This is a genomic window from Actinomycetes bacterium (assembly GCA_036510875.1).
GTDB lineage: Bacteria > Actinomycetota > Actinomycetes > Prado026 > Prado026 > DATCDE01.
Map to the genome: position 1 here is coordinate 1 of DATCDE010000154.1, position 20,824 is coordinate 20,824.

A 20,824-nucleotide genomic window follows, 5' to 3' on the forward strand; every position below is an offset into this window, starting at 1 on the left:
GGCGCGCAGCATCCGGTAGTCCAGCAGCGTGGTCACCACCGCCAGCGCCAGCCCGATGGTGATGTTGAGCAGGTGCTTCTTCAAGAACGCCTGCGGGTCCAGGCCCGCGTCCAGCTCCCGCTGCCGGGTCGCCGACCACACCAGCACCGTCCCGAGGGCCAGCAGCGCGGCCACGGCGAGGGCAAGGACCCAGTCCAACCGGCGCAGCACAGAGTCACGGGCCACCGCCCGCGACGCCAGGGAACCCTTGCGACCCCTCTGGGAGACGGTCGCGGACCACAGTGTCATGCCTTGTCCACGCCCACTCCCGTCGTCTTTCAGGAGCAGACGCCCCGGGCACGTGAACGACCGCGGGGGGCCGCCGGTTCCCGCGGCAGGTCAGTGGCGGGCGGAGGCCTCGGTCGCGCGCAGCCGGCCGGCCAGGCTGGTGAGCAGCACCAGGGCGACCTTTGGCTCGTGCTGGAGCATCCGCAGGAAGTCGGTCCGGCCGATCCGCGCGACCAGCACCTCGCTCTGCGCCTGGACGGTCGCCGACCGGGGCGCGTTGTCGAGCAGCGACAGCTCCCCGAAGAAGTCACCGAAGCCCAGTTTCACCGCGCGCTTGCCCGGGGGCCGGACGACCGCTGTCCCGTCCAGGATCAGGTAGAACGACTCACCCCGGTGGCCCTCGCGGACGAGCTCGGTGAACGCCGGGTAGCTCTGGACCTTGGCCAGCTTGGCGATGCTGTGCACGTGCCGCTTGGACAGGCCGGCGAACAGCGGGACCGAGGCGAGGACGTCGGTCCAGTCGGCCTCGGTTCGGTCAGTGACGGCACCAGCCATGGCGATCTCCTCACTCGCATGCCGCCGGAGCCTAGCGCAGCCGATCTCAGCCGGAGACGTCCTTGGTGGTGAGCCGGGCCCAGGCCAGCGAGCCGAAGACCGCCACGTAGACGGCATGGACCACGAGCCCGTGCACCATGGGCCCGTACACCACCGGGTCACGGATCAGGTCGCCGAAGCTGAACCACCACTGCACGAACAGGTACGGGTGGATCGAGGAGATCTGCGGCACCGAGTCGAGGATCGCGACGACCACCACGGTGATCGCCGTGGCCGCCATCGCGGCGAGCGGCACCTCGGTCAACGTGGAGATGAACAGCCCGATCGCCGCGATGCCGGCCAGCATGGCGGCGACGTAGAGCACCACGAGCAGCACCCGCATCAGTGCCGCGCCGAACGAGATGGTCGACCCCGACAGCAGCGTGACCGGCCCGGTGGGGAACAGCAGCAGCCCGACGAGCACCCCCATCGCCCCGACGACCGTGGCCGCGGCTAGCCCGAACGCCACGATCCCGGCGTACTTGACCAGCAGCAGCCGGGTCCGGCCCACCGGGACGACGAGCAGGCTGCGCAGCGTCCCGGCCGAGGCCTCGCCGGCCACCGACTCACCGGACACCACGGACACCGCTAGCGGCAGGAACAGCGGCAGCGTCACCACCAGCGAGGTGAAGGCGAGGAACAGCCCGTTGCGGGTGATCTGGCCGATGAACGCCGGACCGCCACCCCCGCCGTCACCCCCGCCGCCGATCTTGATGGCGATGCCGAGCAGCAGCGGGGCACAGGCCAGCACACCGAGGATCGCCAGGTTGCGCCGCCGGCGGAACACCAGTCGCAGCTCCGAGCGCAGCAGCCGCGTGCTCACCGGGGCCGGTCGGTCGAGCAGGCCATACGTCGCGGGACGGGTCAGCTCACTGGTCGACATCGAAGCCCTCCCCGGTGAGTGAGACGAACACGTCCTCGAGGTCGGGCCGCTCGACCACCAGCTCGCGGACCCCGATGCCGGCCCGGACCAGCGCCTCGGTCACCCGCTCGGACGGCACGCCGTCGAGCGTCGCCAGGACCTGGCCGTCCCGAGCCTCCGGCGCGGCCAGTCCCAAGGCGGTGAGCACGGCCATCGCCTCCGCGGGCTGCCCGGTCACCACCCGAACCCGGGGTGCCGCGACGTCCCGCAGCTCGCGCAGCGTCCCCTGGGCCACCAGACGACCCCGGCTCATGACGCCGACGTGCGAGCAGACCTGCTCGATCTCGGACAGAAGGTGCGAGGAGAGGAACACCGTGGCGCCCTCCGCGGCCAGCTCGCGAATCAGCGCCCGTACCTCGCGGGTGCCCTGCGGGTCCAGGCCGTTGGTGGGCTCGTCGAGCACCAGCAGGTCCCGGGGCCGCAGCAGGGCGGCGGCCAGGCCGAGCCGCTGCCGCATGCCCAGCGAGTAGTTGCGGTACCGCTTGCGGGCCGCGGCCGACAGCCCCACCCGCTCCAGGGCGAGGCCGATCCGGGCCCGGCCGGTGGCCGGGTCGACGGTCCGGTCCGCCGCGTCGATCCGGGCCAGGTTGTCCCAGCCGCTCAGGTAGGGGTAGAAGGCCGGGCCTTCGACGAGGGCGCCGACCCTGGGCAGGACTTCGGCCGCCGCTCCCGGCATCCGGCGTCCGAGCAGGTCGTGCTCCCCCGACGTCGGCGCGATCAGGCCGAGCAGCATCCGGATGGTCGTCGTCTTGCCGGAGCCGTTGGGACCGAGGAAGCCGTACACCGACCCGTGCGGAACCATCAGGTCGACGCCGTCCACCGCGACCTGGCCGCCGCGGAACCGCTTGGTCAGGCCGCGGGTGGCCAGCGCCGGGGTGGGGGGGGCCACCACCGGCGCCGGGCCACGCTCGGTGACCGGGCTCGGGACGGTGTCGGTCACGACGTCGTCGGCGCCGGCGCGGAGGTGGCGGCCTGCTCGAGCACGCTCGGCTGGACGGCTCCGACCAGCGTCCGGCCGTCGCTGAGCATGAGCACCGACAGCAGTGGGGTGCTCAGCAGCTGACCGCTGCCGAACGCGCCCTGGACCGGTGTGGTCGCCTTGAGCACGCTGCCCACCGTGGCGTTGGAGCTGAGCGACGAGGCGGTCACGCCGTGCAGCACCAGGACCGACATCCAGCCGGAGCCGACCACCGTGGGGGACATCGACGGCGCCGACGTGCCCGGCTGGGTCGTCGGCGCGCTGTGGTTGGTGACCGTGGCGCCGGGCGGCGGGGTGAAGCTGAACACCGAGGCGTCCGGCGGGGCCGTCTGCAGCGGCGCGGTGAACCCGGTCTCGAAGGCCGGTGCGGTGCCGCCCCTCGCGAACACCTCCACGCGCAACGGCAGGAAGGTCGTGGAGTCCAGCGCCAGCCGGACCTGGCCGATCAGCGACGACGAGTCACGCGGTGTCAGCACCAGCTCGTACGCCGGCCGGTTGGCCACCAGGCTGGTCCCGTCGACGGTGACCACCGTGGTCGGGTCGATGGCCGCGAGCGCCTGCTGGGCCGCTGTGACCGGGTCGACCGGCAGGGTGGTCGGCGACGGGGTGGCGCCCGCCGCCTCGGCGGGCAGCACGGTGTGGGTGGCGGTGTTGGTCCGGCTGGACCACAGCCACGCATCGGTGCCGTTGCGGATCAGGTCGGTCTCGGCGAGGTCACCGATCAGCGCCAGCCGGACCTGCTTCGGGGACGCGTACCAGATCCGCAACGTGTGCGACCCGGTAAGCAGGGCCTGCGGGGACGTCGAACCGCCGGTGTCCGGCAGTGCGGGCAACCCCAGGTTGGCGGTCTCGACGACCGTGCCGGAGAACGGCTGGTTGGGGGCGTTGGCGACCGCTGCGAGCAGCTCGCCGGCCGTCTTGGGCGGCAGACCCGGGTTGGCCACGGCACCGCCGGCGCCGAGGCCAAGGCCGAGGCCCACCAGGGCGAGGACGGCGACGGGCACGGCCCAGCGGGCCCGTCGGGAACTGAGGAGGGGAAGTGATCGCGCCATGGGCCCAGTCTGCGCCGGGGTCGCTGAGAGATCCTTGAGAGACCGCGGGGGCGGTACCGGGGGCGGCGTCCATGAGTCAGGCTGGACTCGTGCGCCTACTGGTGGTCGAGGACGAGCTGAGGTTCGCGGAGTCGCTGCAGCGCGGGCTGCGGGCCGAGGGCTTCGCCGTCGACCTGGCCCACGACGGTGAGGCCGGGCTGCGGCTGGCCCGAGACGGCGGCTACGACGCTGTCGTCCTCGACGTCATGCTGCCCCGCCTGTCTGGCTACCGGGTCTGCCAGCAGCTGCGCGCCGAGGGCAGCACCGTGCCGGTGCTCATGCTGTCCGCCAAGGACGGCGAGTACGATCAGGCCGACGGCCTGGACCTTGGCGCCGACGACTACCTGACCAAGCCGTTCGCCTGGGTGGTGCTGGTGGCCCGGATCCGGGCGCTGCTGCGCAGGGGTGGCAGCCAGCGTCCGGCCATCCTCGAGGTGGGCGACCTGGTGCTCGACCCGGCGGCTCGGCGGGCCACCCGGGCCGGGGTCGAGCTCGCCCTCACCCCTCGGGAGTTCACCCTGCTCGAGGCGCTGATGCGCCGCCCCGGCGAGGCCGTGGGCAAGACCGAGCTGCTCGAGGACGTGTGGGGCGGCCACGACTCCGACGACCCGAACGTCGTCGAGGTGTACGTCGGCTACCTGCGCCGCAAGATCGACGTGCCGTTCGCCCGCCACTCGCTGGAGACCGTGCGGGGCTCCGGGTACCGGCTGGTGGCCGATGGCGGCTGAGCCGACGCCGTGGTGGCCGCGCCTGAGCATCCGGGCCCGGCTCACCGTGGCCACCACCGCCGTCGTGCTGGTCGCGCTCGCGGCCGGCGCCCTGCTGCTCGTCGTGCTGGTGCGTTCGCTGCTGCTGCGCGGGCTGGACGACGCGGCCCGGCAGCAGGCCCACGACGTCGCGGCGCTGATCAACTCCGGCCAGCTGTCCGACCCGGTGCCGGCCACCAGCGGCAGCGTCGTGCAGGTGGTCGATGCGCAGGGCCGGGTGCGCGCGGCCTCCCCCGGCGGGGACCGGCTCGCCCCGCTGCTCGAGGCCGGTCCGCTGGCGCAGGTCCGGGCCGGCCGGACCGTGGACCTCGCGGGGACCCGGATCGGGGTGGACGACCAGCTGCGCGTCGTCGGCGTCCAGGCTGGGCCGTCGAGCGGCCGGCTGACCGTGCTGGTCGCCGTCTCCACGACCGACGTGCTGCGCGGGGTGCACGCCGTCCAGCTGATCCTGCTCGTCGGGGTGCCGCTGCTCACCGCGGGTTTCGCCGGTCTGGCCTGGTTGCTCGTGGGATCGGCGCTGCGCCCGGTCGCGGCACTGAGCCGGGGCGCCCAGGAGATCACCGGGACCGGCGCCGCCACTCTGCTGCCGGTGCCGCAGGCGGACGACGAGATCCACCGGCTGGCGCTGACGCTCAACTCGATGCTCGAGCGGGTCCGGACTGCGGCCGCACGCCAGCGGTCCTTCACCTCCGACGCCGCGCACGAGCTGCGCAGCCCGCTGGCGTCGGTGCGGACCGGCCTCGAGGTGGCCCTGCTGGACCCGGCCGAGGCGGACTGGGAGCGGGTGGCGTCGGGGGCCCTGTCGGACACCGAACGGATGGGGCGGCTGGTCGACGACCTGCTGCTGCTCGCGCGGATGGACGAGGGCGCCGGCGCCGCCGACACCCAGCAGTCCGGGGGGTGCGACCTGGCGACGGTCGTGGACGTCGTCCTGGACCGGCCGGCCGGACGGGTGCCGATGCACCGCACCGGCGCTGCCCACGCCCCGGTGGTCGCGCCCAGCTCTGTCGGCAGCCGGATCGTCACCAACCTGGTCGACAACGCGGTGCGGCATGCCGCCGGGGCGGTCGAGGTCGACCTGTCGACCGCGGACGACACCGTGACGCTGACAGTCACTGACGACGGGCCGGGCATCGCCCCAGCCGACCGTGAGCAGGTCTTCGAGCGGTTCACCCGGCTGGACGACGCGCGCAGCCGCAACGACGGCGGCTCCGGGCTGGGGCTCGCGATCGTGCGCGAGCTGGTGCGGTCGGTGGGCGGAACGGTGCGGCTGACCGACCCCGTCGGGGGCGGGCCGGGGCTTCGCGCCGTGGTCCGGCTGCCGGCCGGACGTCTGGACGCCTAGGCGTTCTCGGTGGGGTCTCCGGAGACGCCGGCGAGCAGGGCACGCACCTCGGCCTCGCGGTAGCGCCGGTGGCCACCCAGCGTGCGGATGGAGGTGAGCTTGCCGGCCTTGGCCCACCGGGTCACGGTCTTGGGGTCGACGCGGAACATCGACGCCACCTCAGACGGCGTGAGCAGCGGTTCCGTGTCGGACGCGCGCGTGGTCACCGCGGATCCACCTCTCGTGAAGGGTTGGGCCTGTGCGTCCGCACCTTGCGGCCGACCCGGGATTGGGACGACCGCAGGGTGTCATCATCCCGTTGCGCCCGGCTTGTCCGAAATGGCCCGGAAGAGCCATTTCCCGGATGAGCCGGACGGACTAGTTGCCTCCACCGAAACGATCAACTCCGGGGGACCCGCCCCACCCACCCAGCCGCATGAAGGGTGGGGGTCAGCCGGCTTGGGCGAGGGCCTGTACCGCCCGCCAGCGCTCCAGCAGGCGGGCGTAGGACGCCGCGGCGTCCTGCGGGGCTCCGGCCGCCAGCGAGGCCAGCCCCTCGGCGACGTCGGCGGCCGAGGTGTCGGCTTCCAGGGCCGTGGGGTCCAGCAGCCCGACCAGGCCGCCGTAGTCGAGCTCGACCACCCCTCGCGGGTGGAACTCCTCCAGCCACCGGGCCACCGACTCGACCTCGTGGGTGACCGTGCCGTCCTCCAGGTTGCGCCGCAGCACGGCCAGCGCCCGCGCCATCCGGCGGCGCGCGTCGGCCATCGTCGCCCGGTAACGCAGCACGGGGACCGGGTCGGTGTGCAGCTCCCGCTCCCGGCCGGCGAAGGCGGCGAACCACCCGGTGGGCACCCGCCAGGTGGCCGTGAGGATGCGGGGCTGCCGACCGGGGTGGTCGGCGCGCCACTGCGCCAGGGCCTCGGCGGCCGCCCGCACCGCCTCCGGCTGCAGCACCGCGCCCACGAGCGCCGGCGGGTTCGACGACCGGAAGGCCTCGAGGGCCAACCAGGACCGCAACCGCTCCTGGCCCGGGCAGACCAAGGGGACGCCGTCCAGGTGCAGCACGTACGCGTGCCCGCTGTCCCGTTCCGGCGCGGCCAGCGGGGGGAGCGCGGTCGCCCGGCTCAGCGCCGCCGCGTGCTCGGCGGCGACCAGGTCGGCCGAGTCCGGCCGCTCCGGCGCGCGCAGGTAGCGCAGCCAGTGCTGGCGTTCGCCATCCGGGAACGCCTCGAGCGGCTCGTACACCCGGAGGAAGGCCGCGTAGGGGGGCACCAGCGAGGTCCTCACCGTGGCATCCTGACACGCCTAGGCTGCCGAGCATGGAGCACAGCGAGCACGAGCAGGTGGTCCGCTGCCACGACCGGGAGACCGGCCTGACCGCCGTCATCGCCGTGCACAGCACGGCGCTGGGCCCGGCCCTCGGCGGAACCCGCTTCCACCGCTACGCCAGCGAGGAGGAGGCGACGGCCGACGCGCTGCGGCTGTCCCGGGCCATGTCCCACAAGAACGCGCTTGCCGGCCTGGACCACGGCGGCGGCAAGGCCGTGATCATCGGGGACCCGGCGCTAGACAAGACGCCCGACCTGCTGCGAGCCTACGGCCGCTTCGTGCAGGCGCTCGGCGGCCGGTACGTGACGGCCTGCGACGTCGGCACCTACGTCCAGGACATGGACGTCGTGTCCGAGACCTGCCGGTTCGCCACCGGCGGGTCGCCTGAGCGCGGCGGGGCCGGCGACTCCAGCCTGCTCACCGCGTTCGGCGTCTTCCAGGGCATGCGGGCCTGTGCCCAGCACCGGTACGGCAGCGCCGACCTCGCCGGGCGGCGGGTCGGGGTCGCCGGGGTCGGCAAGGTCGGCCACCGGCTGGTCGGCCACCTGCTCGAGGCGGGGGCCACGGTGACGGTCAGCGACGTGGACGCGGCGGCCCTCAGCCGACTCATGGCGCAGCACCCCGAAGTCGCTGTCGCCGTCGACGCAGCGGCGCTGGCCGCCATGGACCTGGACATCTACTCGCCCAACGCGCTCGGCGGGGCGCTGGACGACGCGACGGTCGCGGCCCTGCGCGCCACGATCGTGTGCGGCGGCGCGAACAACCAGCTGGCCCACGCCGGGACCGCCGACGAGCTGGCCCGTCGAGGCGTCCTCTACGCGCCGGACTATCTGGTCAACGCCGGCGGTGTGATCCAGGTCGCCGACGAGCTGCACGGGTTCGATCCGGCCCGCGCCCGGGCCAGGACGGAGGGCATCTTCGACGTCCTGCTCCGCGTCATCGACGTGGCCGAGCGCGACCGGACCACCCCGGCAGCGGCCGCCGACCGGCTCGCCGAGGAGCGGATGGCGGCCGGCCCGTGGGCCCGGACGCTGTTTCCGGGACTGATCAGCGACGCGGCGGCTCCCTGAAGCGCGCCGGAGCGGGTACGGTAGGGGGTGGACCGGCGGCCCCGCCGTCGGTCCGGTGTGTGCGCGCCGCCGGCACACGCCGATCAGCCAGCAGGCAACCGGGGCCATGAAGCCCCGAACGTCACCGGTACACGAGGGGGTCGAGCCATGGGGCGCGGCCGGGCCAAGGCCAAGCAGACCAAGGTGGCCCGCGAGCTCAAGTACAGCTCGCACGGGACCGACCTGGATGCGCTGCAAGCGGAGCTGTCCGGACAGCGTCCGCGGCACTCGTACGCCGCTGACGTCGATACGGTCGTCGAGACCGGCTCCGACACGGCTTCCGCGGACGACGACGAGTACGACGACCCCTACGCCGCGTACCTCGACGAGACCGACGAGGACGACGACGAGGGTGACGGCCAGCGTCAGGCCCGGTAGTCCCCGCTCAGCTGCACCTCACCGGGCTGTCCCGCCGATGACGCGGCGACCTCTCCGGCCACCCAGGCCGGCACCCCCCGCCCGGCCAGCACCCGCAGGGTCTCGACGACGCCGTCCGGGCCGACCAAGGCCACCATCCCGACCCCGAGGTTGAGGGTGCGCTCGAGCTCGTCGCGGGCCACTCCGCCGAGCCGGGCGACCAGGTCGAACACCGGCGCCGGCGTCCAGGTGGACCGGTCGACACGCACGCTCACCCCCGCCGGCAGCACCCGGGCCAGGTTGGCTGCGAGCCCCCCGCCGGTCACGTGGGCGAACGCATGCACGTGCGCCGAGGCGTCCCTGGCCAGCGCCAGGCAGTCCAGCGCGTAGATCCGGGTCGGCTCGAGCAGCTCCTCGCCCAGCGTCCGGCCCAGCTCGGGCACGTCGCGGTCGACGTCCCAGCCGGCCCGGTCGAACAGCACGTGCCGGGCCAGGCTGTAGCCGTTGGAGTGCAGCCCGGACGACGCCATCGCCACGACGACGTCCCCCGGGCGCACCCGGTCCGGACCGAGCAGGTCGTCCGCCTCGACGACGCCGGTGCCCGCGCCGGCCACGTCGTAGTCGTCGGGGGCCAGCAGCCCGGGGTGCTCGGCGGTCTCCCCGCCCACGAGCGCGGCGCCGGCCTGGCGGCAGCCGTCGGCTATGCCGGACACGATCGCGGCGACCCGCTCGGGCACCACCTTGCCGGTGGCGATGTAGTCGGTCATGAACAGCGGCTCGGCGCCGCAGACGACCAGGTCGTCGAGCACCATGGCGACCAGGTCGATGCCGATGGTGTCGTGCCGGTCCATGCGCCGGGCCACCTCGATCTTGGTGCCGACGCCGTCGGTCGCGGTGACCAGCAGGGGGCGCCGGTAGTCGCGCAGGGCGCTGGCGTCGAACAGGCCGGCGAACCCGCCCAGCCCGCCGACCACCTCGGGCCGGCTGGCCGCCGCGACCGAGGCCTTCATCAGCTCGACGGCGCGGTCGCCCGCCTCGATGTCGACACCGGCAGCGGAGTAGCTCGCCGAGCCGCTCACGGCACCGCTCACGGGCGGGTCAGGGCGTCGGATGCCCCGCCTCCGGCGACCAGCGTGGGAAGGCCGTCCGCGTCGGTGGGCACCGCCTGCTCGAAGGCCTCCAGCAGGTGCTTGCCGAGGTGCTCCGGCTCCGGGAGCGGCACCGGGTAGGTGCCGTCGAAGCAGGCGCGGCACAGCCGGTCGGCGGGGACGGTGGTCGCGTCGACCAGCTCCTCGAGGGAGATGTAGGACAGCGAGTCGGCACCGATCGACTGGCGGATCTCGTCGACCGTGAGCCCGTTGGCCACCAGCTCGGCCCGGGTGGCGAAGTCGATGCCGTAGAAGCACGGCCACTTCACCGGCGGCGAGGCGATCCGCACGTGCACCTCGGCGGCCCCCGCCTCACGCAGCATCCGCACGAGCGCGCGCTGGGTGTTGCCGCGCACGATCGAGTCGTCGACGACGACCAGCCGCTTGCCCTGGATCACCTCGCGCAGCGGGTTCAGCTTGAGCCGGATGCCCAGCTGCCGGATGGTCTGGGACGGCTGGATGAAGGTCCGGCCGACGTAGGCGTTCTTGACCAGGCCCTGCCCGTAGGGGATGCCCGACTCCTGCGAGTAGCCGACGGCCGCGGGGGTGCCGGACTCCGGGACGGGGATCACCAGGTCGGCGTCGGCCGGCGCCTCCCTGGCCAGCCGGCGTCCGACCTCGACCCGGGTCGTGTGGACGCTGCGCCCGCCGATCGTGGTGTCCGGGCGGGCCAGGTAGACGTACTCGAAGATGCAGCCCTTGGGCGCGGCCTCGGCGAACCGCTGGGAGCGCAGCCCGTGCTCGTCGATGACCAGCAGCTCCCCCGGCTCGACCTCCCGGATGAACGCCGCACCCACGATGTCTAGGGCCGCGGTCTCGGAGGCGACCACCCAGCCGCGCTCCAGCCGGCCGAGCACGAGCGGCCGGATGCCCTGCGGGTCTCGGGCGGCGTACAGGGTGCCCTCGTCCATGAACACCAGCGAGAACGCGCCGCGCAGCCGGGGCAGGATGTCCAGCGCGCTGGCCTCGATCGAACGGTCCGGGTGCGACGCCAGCAGCGTGGTCACCAGGTCGGTGTCGGACGTCGACCGGAGCGGCGCGGTGCCCCTGAGCGGCAGCTCGCCCCGCTCGGAGCCCAGCTCGTCGACCATGGCGGCCAGCTCGGAGGTGTTGGTCAGGTTGCCGTTGTGGCCCAGCGCGATGGAGCCGGTGGCGGTGGCTCGGAACGTCGGCTGGGCGTTCTCCCAGACGCTGGCGCCGGTGGTCGAGTACCGGCAGTGACCGATCGACAGGTGTCCGAGCAGCGCGGACAGGTGCGACTCGTCGAACACCTGCGCGACCAGGCCCATGTCCTTGTAGACCAGGATCTGGTGGCCGTTGCTCACCGCGATGCCGGCCGACTCCTGGCCCCGGTGCTGCAGGGCGTACAGGCCGAAGTAGGTGAGCTTGGCAACCTCCTCGCCGGGGGCCCAGACCCCGAAGACGCCGCAGGCGTCTTGCGGGCCGTTCTCGCCGGGGAGGAGCTCGTGGTTCAACCGACCGTCGCCACGTGGCACCGCGCCAGTCTACGTGCCGCCGGGACGCTGGCCCACCACGCAGCTACAGGCGCCCTCCGGCATGGCCGGCGTCCCCGGACAGCTTCTGGCTGAAGTAGATCGGGATCACGGACAGCACCACGAGGATGGCCGCCACCACGTTGACGACCGGCGCCTGGTTCGGCCGGAACAGGTTCTGGAAGATCCAGATCGGCACGGTGGTCACGCCCGGTGGCGCGGTGAACAGCGTGACGACGATCTCGTCGAAGGACAGCCCGAACGCGAGCAGCGCCCCGCCGAGCATGGCGCCGCGCAGCAGTGGGAAGGTGACCAGCCGGAACGTCATGAAGCTGTCCGCGCCGAGGTCCATCGACGCCTCCTGCGGGTTGGTGCCGGTGCGCCGCAGCCGGGCGATCACGTTGTTGTAGACGACGACGATGCAGAACGTGGCGTGCGAGACCGCCACCGTCCACATCGACAGCTCGACGCCGAGGACAGACCGGAAGGCGGTCCGGAACGCGAGCGCCGTCACGATGCCGGGCAGCGCGATCGGGAGCACCACGAGCAGCGACAAGGTCTGCTGGCCGAAGAACTTGTACCGCGCCAGTGCGAACGACAGCAGCGTGCCGAGCACCAGTGCGATGAGCGTGGCGACCACGCCCACCTCGAAGGAGGTCAGCACGGCCTCCCGGATCCCGGGGTTGCCGATCACCTGCGTCCACCAGTGCGTGGTGAACTCCTTCGGCGGCCAGGCGAAGACCTTGCTGGCGTTGAACGAGTTGACCAGCACCACCGCGAGCGGCACGTAGACGAACGCCAACACGACGGCCGCGGCCGTCCCGAGCCCCCACCTGAGCGGGCGGGACAGGTTCACCGCGACCCCCTCACAAGTTCTCCAGCGCGCCGGTCCGGCGCACCGCGGCGAGGTAGACCACCATGATCGCCACCGGGATCAGCGCGATGGTCGCCGCGAACGGCAGGTTGGACGTGTAGTTCTGGTAGACGATGTTGCCCAGCATCTGGGTCTTGCCGCCGACGATCTGCACGGTGATGTAGTCGCCCAGGCTCAGCGAGAACGTGAAGATCGACCCGGCCACGATCGAGGGGTAGATCAGCGGCAGCACCACGGTGCGGACCGTCCGGCCGGACCTGGCGCCCAGGTCGCCGGCCGCGTCCAGCAGCGAGTCGGGCAGCCGCTCCAGCCCCGCGTAGATCGGCAGGATCATGTACGGCAGCCACAGGTAGGACAGGGTGAGGATCACCGCGGTGATGCCGTAGCCCGGGCCGCTCAGCCCGAACGGCTTGAGCATCCAGGCGATGACGCCCGTCACAGGCTGCACCATGGCCTGCCAGGCGTAGACCTTGACCAGGTAGGCCGCCCACAGCGGCGTGATGACCAGCGCGACGAGCAGGTTGCGCCACCGGCGCGACGCCACCTTCGCCATGAAGAACGCCATGGGCAGCGCCAGCACGATGCAGATCACGGTGACGGAGGCGGCGATGCCCACCGTGCGCAGGGTCGCCTTGAGGTACGCCGGGTCGGTGAACACGTCGACGAAGTTCTGCGTCGTGAAGGTGTGCACGACGGCGTTGGTGAACTCGTCGACGCTGTAGAACGACGTGATGAGCAGCGAGAACAGCGCGGCGAAGTAGATCAGGACCAGCCACAGCATGGGCAGGCCGAGCACTCCCGCCAGCCGCAGCCGCGGCCGGCGGAACATGGCGTCGGAGACCCTGCCGGTCAGCGTGACCGGCAGGACCTCCGACGTCTGGGTGTTGGAGCTCATCGGTTCGGATCAGCTGTTGCGCAGGCTGCTCCACGCCTTCGTCCACTCCGAGTACGGCACGCACGTGGTGTCGGTGCGCCCGTCCAGGCAGCCGGACTGCGGCGTGGACCAGAACCAGATCTGCTTGAAGTAGGCCTCGTCCTTGGCGTGGAACGTGTCACAGTGCGTCTTGTCCGTGGTCAGGTCGCACGCCTTGGTGTTCGCCGGCGCCTCGCCGAACCACTCGGCCACCTGCGCCTGGACCGCCGGCGAGGTGATGTGGTTCATCCACAGGTAGGCGCAGTTCGGGTGTGGTGACTTCGCATCGACCATCCAGGTGTCCGCCCAGCCGGTGGCGCCCTCCTTCGGCAGCACCGACTCGACCGGGGCCTTGTCGGCCTTGGCCAGGTTCACGATGATCTGCCAGGTCGAGCCGACCACCGTGCTGCCGCTCTCCAGCGCCTTCTGCGCGTCGGTGTACGCCGACCAGTACGATCCGACCAGCGCCTTCTGGTCGGTGGCCAGCTTGACGGCGGCGTCGAACTGCTTTTGGTCCAGCGCGTACGGGTTCTTGATCCCGAGGTCGGGCTGGGTGGCCATCAGGTACACCGCGGCCATCGCGATGCCGTCGGTGGGGGAGTCGTAGACGGTGACCTTGCCCTTGTACGGCGTGTTCGCGTCGTAGGCCACGCTCCAGGAGTCAGGGGCGGGCTTGGCGAGGTCGGTGCGGTAGGCCAGCAGCTGGGCGCCCCAGCCGTGCGGGATGCCGTAGGCGACGCCGTTCACCGAGTTCCACTGCTGGGTCTTCTGCCACGCCGGGATGTCGGCGTAGTTGGTGAGCAGCGAGGTGTTCACCGGCGCGACCTTGCCCGCGTAGATCATCCGCAGGGACGAGTCGCCGGACGCCGACACGACGTCGAACTGCCCGGAGCCCATCTTCTCGAACATCTCGTCGGAGGTGTTGGCCACCTGGACGTTGGCCTTGCAGCCGGTCGCCTTTTCGAACGGGGTGACCCAGTCGACCTTGGGGTCGGTGCTCCCGTTCTCGGCGTACCCGGCCCAGGCCAGGATGTTGACCTGTCCCTCGCCCGTACCCAGGGACTGCAGGGCCTCCAGCTTCGGCGGCTCGGCCTGGGTGCTGGTGCCGCCACCGCCGCTCGAGCTGCCCCCGCACGCGGTCGCCAGCAGCGCGGCGAGCGCGCCGACCGCGGCGACCTTGAACAGCCGCTTGTGAGCCATCTGGGTTCTCCTCATCCGTTGGGCTCGCCCGCACCGGCAGCGGATGCCACCGAGAACTCGTGTTCCTTGTTCCAGATCAGCCGGACCCGCGTGTCCCGCAGGCCCTGGACGTCCTGGGACGACGTCCGCAGGTTCTGCTGGAGCGCCACGAGGGTGCCGCCCGCGTCGAGGTCCACCAGGAACCGGGTGGCCGGCCCGACGTAGACGACGTCGCGCACGGTGCCGGTCGCGCCGTCCTCGCCCGCCCTCGGCTGCTCGTCCTCGGCGGCGACCCGGATCTTCTCGGGTCGCACGCTGAACACGCCGTCCTTGCCGAACACGGTCCGGGCGGCGCCACCCTGAAGCAGGTTCGAGGTGCCGACGAAGCCCGCCACGAAGGAGGTCGCCGGGCGCTCGTAGACCTCAGCGGGTTCGCCCACCTGCTCGATCCGGCCGCGGCTGAACACCACGATCCGGTCCGACATGGTGAGGGCCTCCTCCTGGTCGTGGGTCACGAACACGAACGTGATCCCGACCTGCCGCTGGATGGCCTTCAGCTCGACCTGCATCTCCTCGCGCAGCTTGAGGTCCAGCGCGCCCAGCGGCTCGTCGAGCAGGAGCACCTTGGGCCGGTTGACCAGGGCGCGGGCCAGGGCCACCCGCTGCCGCTGGCCGCCGGAGAGCTGGGACGGATGCCGGTCGCCGTAGCCGTCCAGGCGCACGGTGGCCAGCGCGGCGCGTGCCCGCTCCCGGCGCTCGGCCTTGGGGACCTTCTTCACCCGCAGCCCGTACTCGACGTTCTCCTGAACGGTCATGTGCGGGAACAGGGCGTAGTCCTGGAAGACCGTGTTGACGTCGCGCAGGAACGGCGCGGCCCGGGTGACATCCTGGCCGCCGAGCAGGATGGTCCCCTCGGTGGGCAGTTCGAACCCGGCGATCATGCGCAGCACGGTGGTCTTGCCGGACCCGGACGGGCCGAGCAGGGTCAGGAACTCGCCGTGGAGGACGTCGAGGTCGACCGACTCGACGGCGACCACCTGGTGGTCGCCGGAGCCGAAGACTTTGCGCAGCCCGCGCAGGCTCACCGCCACCGCCGGGTGACCGGTGGCCGCGGCAGAGACGTGCGCACTCATCGCCGTGTCTCACCTGGCCTGAGGTCGACGGTCCGGCCGACCCGCTTCGGCTGGCTCCGTGGCCGGGAGACTACTGCGGGGACAACGGCCAACGGTCGCGAATCCACCGATTCCGTAGGAATCGTTACCGAACCGTGCGGATTCGACCGCCTCTGCTGCAAATGGCGACGGAAGACGACGGAAGTGGCGGGTGGGGCGCCGTGGGCGCTCCTACCCGACCGCCTCGTCGACCCAGTCCAGGATCGTGTCGAGCACCCGGTCCTGGCCGGCGTCCAGCATCAGGTCGTGCCCCATCCCGGGGAACAGCACCGGCTCGACGCCGAACCGCTCGGCCGTGATCTGCACGTCGGACAGCGGGACGTACCGGTCGTCGGGGGTGCCCACGACCAGCACCGGCGCCCGCACCGGGCCGACCTTCCGGTTGAGCAGCGCGACGTCGTACTGCACGAGCGGCGACTCCCGCCCGGTACGCCCGATGTAGCCGGCGGCGGTGGCCGGGTCGAGGCCCTCGAACAGCGCGTCCGCCGTCATCGGCAGGCTGCCCCCGACGAGGGTGCGTAGCGCGTGGGTGGGCCGCTGGCGTGCGATCGCGCCCAGGCTGCGGAACCCGGCGTGCAGCGGTGCGGGCGCGACCAGCACGCCAGCCGGCGCGGGGTAGCGGTCGAGCACCATCTGTACCACGGTCCCGCCCATCGACTGCCCGACGAGCACCGGGGGCCGGGGCAGCGAGACGGCGGTCTGCAGCACGTCGTGGACGTAGTCCCGCAGCACGGTGCGGCCCAGCCGGCGGTGGCCGCCGGACCCGCCGTGGCCGCGCAGCGACACCGCGTACGCCGGGAAGCCGCGACGGGCCGCGGCCGGCAGCCAGTGCTCGGCGAAGCACCAGGCACCGTGCCCCATGCCGTGGACGAACAGCAGCGGGGGGCGGTCCCGCCCGTCGGCAGGGAGGTCGACCGGCTGCACCGACAGCACCTCGCGGTACACCGGGGTGGGCGGCAGCGCCCAGTCGAGCGGGCGCATCGCCTTGGTCCGGGGCGCACGCGGCGTGCCCGCCATCACCGGCCGGCCTTCGCCAGCGACCGGCTGCCCTCGAGCAGGTTGATGGCCCGCTCGAGGCTGGTCAGGTAGTCCTGGTGGGCGACCTCGAAGTAGTGCCGGCTGGAGTCGGTGTAGGTGGTCCCGCCGCTGAACCGGTCGTCGGCGTGCAGCGCGACCAGCTCCCGGAACCGTTCGGCCAGGTCCGGTCGCTCGGTGCGCGCCCGGACGTAGCCGGCGATGGCCATCGCCTGCCAGTGCGCCAGCGTCCACTGCCCGCTGTCCGGCTGGATCAGCCCGGCCACGAACAGGTTGTCGTGCTGCGGGGTGAACACGTGCAGGTACAGGTGCGGATGGGTGTCCCGCCAGTTCAGGTGGCGGTGGGCGTCCAGGAAGTCGAAACGCACCAGGTACCCCGTGGCGAACAGCACGAGGTCCACCTCGGCCCGGCTGCCGTCGGTGAACACCACCGCGGGCCCGTCGAAGCGCTCGATGTCCGGCTTGGGGTGGATGTCGCCCTGCCCCACGTAGTAGACGAGCAGGCTGTTGACGATCGGGTGGGTCGCGAAGAATTTGTGGTCCGGCTGCCGCAGGCCGAACTTGCCGTAGTCGCCGACGACGACCTTCTGGGTGACGCCGAAGAGGAACCGGCGCACGGGCAGCGGCAGCCGCAGCACCAGCAGGGTGTCGGCGACCTGGTCGGCGGGACGCCCGTTCACGTACTTGGGGTTGTAGTAGTAGCCGCGGCGGGTCGAGTGGAAGGCCTGGGCCGCCTGCTGGGCCGCCTCCACCGCCAGGTCGCAGCCGGTGTTGCCGGCGCCGACCACGAGGACCCGCTTGCCGCGCAGCACGGTGGGGTCCTTGTAGCCGGCCGAGTGCAGGATCTCTCCGGTGAACCCGTCCTGGCCGGGGTACTGCGGGAGCTTCGGGTTCCAGTTGTGGCCGTTGGCCACCACCACGCCGTCGAACCGGCAGGTGGTCACGGTCCCGTCAGCGGCTCGGACGGTGACCTCCCAGCGGGTGCCACCCCCGACCGGCTCGACCCGCTCCACGTCGGTGCTGAAGGCGAGGTCCTCGCGCAGGCCGAAGTGGTCAGCGTACCGCTTGAGGTAGGCGTGGACCTGGCGGTGGCTGGGGTAGTCGGGGTAGTCGTCCGGCATCGGGAAGTCGGGGTAGGCCGTGAACGGCTTGCTCGAGATCAAATGGGTGCTCGTGTACACCCGGGAGTTGCGGGCGTCGTAGTTCCAGTTGCCGCCGACCTCCGGTTCGCGCTCGTACCCCTGGACGGCGATGCCAAGCTGGCGGAAGGCCTTGACGGCGGCCAGGCCGTGCGGTCCGGCCCCGATGACGCACCAGGTGCCCGGGCGGTCGATGACGGTCATGGCTGCTCCGAGGTGTAGGCGTGGGCGAGGGTCGAGACCAGCCGGTGCACCGGCTCGGCCAGGTCCTCCGGTGGGCGTCCGTGCAGGGCCAGCACCGGGTCCAGCCCCTCGATGAACGGGGCCAGGGCGAGGTGCGGCGCGAGCAGCAGCAGGTGGGCGGTGAGCACCGGCAGATCGGCGTCGGCCCGCAGGTCCCCCCTGGCGTGGGCGGACGCGAGCAGCGGGACCAGCACCTCCAGGTAGTGCCCGTTGGCCACTCGGCGGACCGCGGACCGCACCGCGCCGTCCATCTCGAGGTTGGTGGCAGCCGTCACGCCGCGCTCGACCGGGTGCGCATGAAAGTAGCCGACCCAGGCGAGCAGCAGGTCCTCGAGGAAGACGAAGAACGGCCGCTGCCGGTCGAGGTCGGTGATCTGTCTCTCCAGCTCGGACCGGATCCGCTGGCTGGTCACGTCGCAGACGTATCCGAACAGGTCCAGCTTGTCGTCGAAGTACTGGAACAGGCTGCCCTTGGCGACCGCCGCCTCGCGGGCGATCACGTTGAGGCTGCCGCCGGAGAAGCCGCGCGTACCGAACTCACGCATCGCGGCGTCGAGCACCCGCTCCCGGCGCTCGGCCGGGAGGTTCCACCAGGTTTCGCGGGGCAGGGTCGGCTCCGGAGGCTCGATGTGACCGGGTGGTCATACCGAACCGGGCGGGACGCCGGCTGTCAACCGGTCAGGCGTACAGCGACTCGATCAGGTCGCGGTACGCCGACAGCACGCCGCGCCGCTTGAGCTTCATGGTGGCCGTGAGCTGCTCGGAGTCCGGCTGCCACTCGTCGCCGAGCACCGCGAACCGCTTGACCTGCTCGACGTTGTTGAAGTGCTCGTTCACCTCGGCGACGCCGCGCTCGATCTCGGCGAGCACGGCCGGGTCCTTCGCGAGGTCCGGCAGCGCCGTGGCGGCGAGGCCCTGGCCGGCGGCCCAGGCCGCGGTGACGTCCGGGTCCAGGACCAGCAGCGCGACGACGTAGGGCCGGTTGTCCCCGATGACTGCCGCCTGGCCCACGAGCGGCAGCGACTTCAGCCGGGCCTCGACGTTCGCGGGCGAGAGGTTCTTCCCGCCCGCCGTGATGATCAGCTCCTTCTTCCGGTCGACGATGCGCAGCTGGCCGTCGGCGTCGAACTCGCCGATGTCGCCGGTGTGCAGCCAGCCCTCGGCGTCGAACGTCTCGGCCGTGCGCTGCGGGTCGTTGAGGTAGCCGCGGCTGACGATGCCGCCGCGGCAGAGCACCTCGCCGTCGTCCGCGAGGACCACCTCGGTGCCCGGCCAGGGTTTGCCGACGTAGCCGGGCCGGCCCTCGTACGGCGACCAGGTCATGCCGCCGGAGTTCTCCGACATCCCGTACACCTCGGAGAAGTTCACCCCGATCGCCTGGTAGAAGGCAGCCACGTCGGCTGGCAGCGGGGCCGCCCCGGAGAACGCGTAGATCATCTGGTCCAGCCCGACCCGCTGCCGCAGCGGCGCGAACGCGGCCTGCTCGACCATGGCGTGCGCCTGGGCGAGCGGCTCGGGCAGCTCGGCTCCGGCCCGACGCAGCTGGGCCGCCTGCTGCCCGACGGCGAGGGCCTGGGCGAAGCCGGCCTCCTTCTCCGGGCCCTGCGAGGCGACCGCCGCCAAGATCCCGGCGCGCAGCTTCTCCCAGACCCGGGGCGGCCCGAACAGCGAGTCGGGGTGCACCTCGGCGAGGAAGGCACCCAGCGTCGCCTGGTCCGGCACGCAGCTCACCGTGGCGCCCAGCCAGACCGCCCCGTAGTGGGTGACCATGCGCTCGGCGATGTGCGCCATGGGCAGGTAGGACAGCGCCTTCATGCCGGGTGCGACCTCGCCGATCCGGTCGGCGTACCCGGCGACCGCCCAGGCCAGGTTGCTGTGGTCGAGCATCACCCCCTTGGGGTTGCCCGTGGTGCCCGAGGTGTAGATCACGGTGACCAGGTCGTCGGGCCGGGCCGCATCGACCGCGGCGTCCAGGTCGACCGGGTCGTCGGCCAGCAGGTCGTCGAACAGCAGCACGTCGGCTGGGCGCCGTGACTCCGGGTCGTCGCAGACCACGATGGCCCGCAGCCCGGGCAGCTCGTCGCGCACGGTGAGCAGCCGCTCCAGGAAGCCGAGGTCGTCGACGACGGCGACCATGGCCTCGCTGTGCGCCGCGAGGTAGCCGAGTTGCTCGGGGGACGACGAGTTGTAGATGCTCAGCGGGGTCGCCCGCAGCAGCAGCGCCCCGGCGTCCGCGAGGTGGAACTCCGGCCGGTTGCGCACGTACAGCAGGACCCGGTCGCCGGCACCGACCCCCAGCCGGTGGAACGCCGCGGCCACCGAGGCGGCCTGCCGGCCGTAGTCGGCGTAGCTGAGCTCCCGCCAGCTGCCGTCGGCGTTCTTGGCCCGCAGCGCGACCAGCTCCGGCAGGTCACGGGCAGCGTCCCGCAGCCAGCGGGTGACCGTTTGGCCCGCGACCCGACGGGCCAGCTCCTCGTGGGTGCTCTCAGCCATCGTCGACCTCCAACTCGCTCGCGCTGCCACCTCGGCGTTTGGCGCACGGTAGCCGTCGGAGGTCGGGTTCGGGGAGAGGTCCGGGCAATCGGAACGGCGGTTCAGCGCAGCGGGAGGACGCCGGCCAGGTCGGCTCGTTGGCCGCTGGCCCGCACCAGGCCCTGCTCGACGGCGGCCGCCCAGGCCAGCCGGCCGGTGGCCAGCCGGATCCAGACCAGCGGCTCGGTCTCGATCACCGCCGGCGGCGTGCCCCGGGTGTGCCGTGGACCGTGGCCGCCGGACGGGTCCACCTGGACCGCCGCGAACGGCGGGACCCTGACCTCGACGCTACGCCCCGGGATCTGCTCGGCCAGCCGCGTGGTGAGCAGCTTGACCGCGGTCCGCAGCGCCGGG

General features: G+C 72.4%; 22 protein-coding genes. 4 read left to right on the forward strand and 18 right to left on the reverse strand.

The window, feature by feature from the left end:
• The 5 genes from VIM19_08940 to VIM19_08960 form a co-directional block, all read right to left on the reverse strand.
• The coding region (locus VIM19_08940) for a rod shape-determining protein RodA (protein HEY5185006.1) at positions 1 to 225 on the reverse strand (225 nt) is incomplete at its 3' end.
• A gap of 153 nt (positions 226 to 378) precedes the next feature.
• On the reverse strand, positions 379 to 822 hold the full coding sequence (locus VIM19_08945) for a cyclic nucleotide-binding domain-containing protein (protein ID HEY5185007.1): 444 nt from the start codon (positions 820 to 822) through the stop codon (positions 379 to 381).
• A gap of 46 nt (positions 823 to 868) precedes the next feature.
• Positions 869 to 1,744, reverse strand: coding sequence for an ABC transporter permease (locus VIM19_08950; GenBank protein HEY5185008.1), 876 nt, complete (start codon positions 1,742 to 1,744; stop codon positions 869 to 871).
• Positions 1,731 to 2,675: an ABC transporter ATP-binding protein gene (locus tag VIM19_08955; GenBank protein ID HEY5185009.1), complete on the reverse strand. Its 945-nt coding sequence runs from the start codon at positions 2,673 to 2,675 to the stop codon at positions 1,731 to 1,733. Before VIM19_08955 ends, VIM19_08950 begins: the two co-directional genes overlap by 14 nt.
• 44 nt (positions 2,676 to 2,719) lie before the next feature.
• Entirely contained in the window at positions 2,720 to 3,766 is a 1,047-nt protein-coding gene (locus VIM19_08960; protein ID HEY5185010.1) for a hypothetical protein, read from the reverse strand.
• Between the two features lie 137 nt (positions 3,767 to 3,903).
• Between VIM19_08960 and VIM19_08965 the strand changes: the two genes are divergently transcribed.
• Positions 3,904 to 4,581 carry a response regulator transcription factor gene (locus VIM19_08965; GenBank protein HEY5185011.1) on the forward strand — a complete coding sequence of 226 codons (678 nt, stop codon included), beginning with the start codon at positions 3,904 to 3,906 and terminating at the stop codon, positions 4,579 to 4,581.
• Entirely contained in the window at positions 4,571 to 5,965 is a 1,395-nt protein-coding gene (locus tag VIM19_08970; protein ID HEY5185012.1) for an ATP-binding protein, read from the forward strand. Before VIM19_08965 ends, VIM19_08970 begins: the two co-directional genes overlap by 11 nt.
• Here the strand turns inward: VIM19_08970 and VIM19_08975 are convergent.
• Together VIM19_08975 and VIM19_08980 are read right to left on the reverse strand one after the other, a co-directional pair.
• Complete coding sequence (locus tag VIM19_08975; GenBank protein HEY5185013.1) at positions 5,962 to 6,171, reverse strand: BldC family transcriptional regulator; 210 nt, start codon at positions 6,169 to 6,171, stop codon at positions 5,962 to 5,964. The two genes, VIM19_08970 and VIM19_08975, sit on opposite strands and share 4 nt — an antisense overlap.
• 223 nt (positions 6,172 to 6,394) lie before the next feature.
• Positions 6,395 to 7,234, reverse strand: coding sequence for a hypothetical protein (locus VIM19_08980; GenBank protein ID HEY5185014.1), 840 nt, complete (start codon positions 7,232 to 7,234; stop codon positions 6,395 to 6,397).
• A 32-nt stretch (positions 7,235 to 7,266) separates the two neighbouring features.
• On the opposite strand from VIM19_08980, the gene VIM19_08985 reads away from it, so the two are divergent.
• Complete coding sequence (locus tag VIM19_08985; protein HEY5185015.1) at positions 7,267 to 8,346, forward strand: Glu/Leu/Phe/Val dehydrogenase dimerization domain-containing protein; 1,080 nt, start codon at positions 7,267 to 7,269, stop codon at positions 8,344 to 8,346.
• A gap of 147 nt (positions 8,347 to 8,493) precedes the next feature.
• A complete protein-coding gene (locus tag VIM19_08990; protein ID HEY5185016.1) occupies positions 8,494 to 8,763 on the forward strand; it encodes a DUF3073 domain-containing protein in 270 nt (89 codons plus the stop codon).
• Here VIM19_08990 and purM read toward each other — a convergent pair.
• The 11 genes from purM to VIM19_09045 all read right to left on the reverse strand — a co-directional run bounded on the left by purM (position 8,751) and on the right by VIM19_09045 (position 20,817).
• Positions 8,751 to 9,833 carry a phosphoribosylformylglycinamidine cyclo-ligase gene (gene purM / locus VIM19_08995; GenBank protein ID HEY5185017.1) on the reverse strand — a complete coding sequence of 361 codons (1,083 nt, stop codon included), beginning with the start codon at positions 9,831 to 9,833 and terminating at the stop codon, positions 8,751 to 8,753. The two genes, VIM19_08990 and purM, sit on opposite strands and share 13 nt — an antisense overlap.
• A complete protein-coding gene (purF, locus tag VIM19_09000; GenBank protein ID HEY5185018.1) occupies positions 9,830 to 11,386 on the reverse strand; it encodes an amidophosphoribosyltransferase in 1,557 nt (518 codons plus the stop codon). The genes purM and purF overlap by 4 nt, the downstream gene beginning before the upstream one ends.
• 43 nt (positions 11,387 to 11,429) lie before the next feature.
• Positions 11,430 to 12,239, reverse strand: a complete 810-nt coding sequence (locus tag VIM19_09005; GenBank protein ID HEY5185019.1) for an ABC transporter permease — start codon at positions 12,237 to 12,239, stop codon at positions 11,430 to 11,432.
• Positions 12,240 to 12,249: 10 nt separating this feature from the next.
• Positions 12,250 to 13,086, reverse strand: a complete 837-nt coding sequence (locus tag VIM19_09010) for an ABC transporter permease (protein ID HEY5185020.1) — start codon at positions 13,084 to 13,086, stop codon at positions 12,250 to 12,252.
• Between the two features lie 75 nt (positions 13,087 to 13,161).
• Positions 13,162 to 14,370 carry an ABC transporter substrate-binding protein gene (locus VIM19_09015; protein HEY5185021.1) on the reverse strand — a complete coding sequence of 403 codons (1,209 nt, stop codon included), beginning with the start codon at positions 14,368 to 14,370 and terminating at the stop codon, positions 13,162 to 13,164.
• Between the two features lie 11 nt (positions 14,371 to 14,381).
• Positions 14,382 to 15,482 carry an ABC transporter ATP-binding protein gene (locus VIM19_09020; protein ID HEY5185022.1) on the reverse strand — a complete coding sequence of 367 codons (1,101 nt, stop codon included), beginning with the start codon at positions 15,480 to 15,482 and terminating at the stop codon, positions 14,382 to 14,384.
• 210 nt (positions 15,483 to 15,692) lie between these two features.
• On the reverse strand, positions 15,693 to 16,538 hold the full coding sequence (locus tag VIM19_09025; protein HEY5185023.1) for an alpha/beta hydrolase: 846 nt from the start codon (positions 16,536 to 16,538) through the stop codon (positions 15,693 to 15,695).
• Entirely contained in the window at positions 16,538 to 17,899 is a 1,362-nt protein-coding gene (locus tag VIM19_09030; protein HEY5185024.1) for an NAD(P)-binding domain-containing protein, read from the reverse strand. Before VIM19_09030 ends, VIM19_09025 begins: the two co-directional genes overlap by 1 nt.
• On the reverse strand, positions 17,896 to 18,483 hold the full coding sequence (locus VIM19_09035) for a TetR/AcrR family transcriptional regulator (protein ID HEY5185025.1): 588 nt from the start codon (positions 18,481 to 18,483) through the stop codon (positions 17,896 to 17,898). Before VIM19_09035 ends, VIM19_09030 begins: the two co-directional genes overlap by 4 nt.
• Before the next feature lie 133 nt (positions 18,484 to 18,616).
• Positions 18,617 to 20,431, reverse strand: coding sequence for a long-chain fatty acid--CoA ligase (locus VIM19_09040; protein HEY5185026.1), 1,815 nt, complete (start codon positions 20,429 to 20,431; stop codon positions 18,617 to 18,619).
• Positions 20,432 to 20,532: 101 nt separating this feature from the next.
• Positions 20,533 to 20,817: a sterol carrier family protein gene (locus VIM19_09045; protein HEY5185027.1), complete on the reverse strand. Its 285-nt coding sequence runs from the start codon at positions 20,815 to 20,817 to the stop codon at positions 20,533 to 20,535.
• Positions 20,818 to 20,824: the final 7 nt, after the last annotated feature.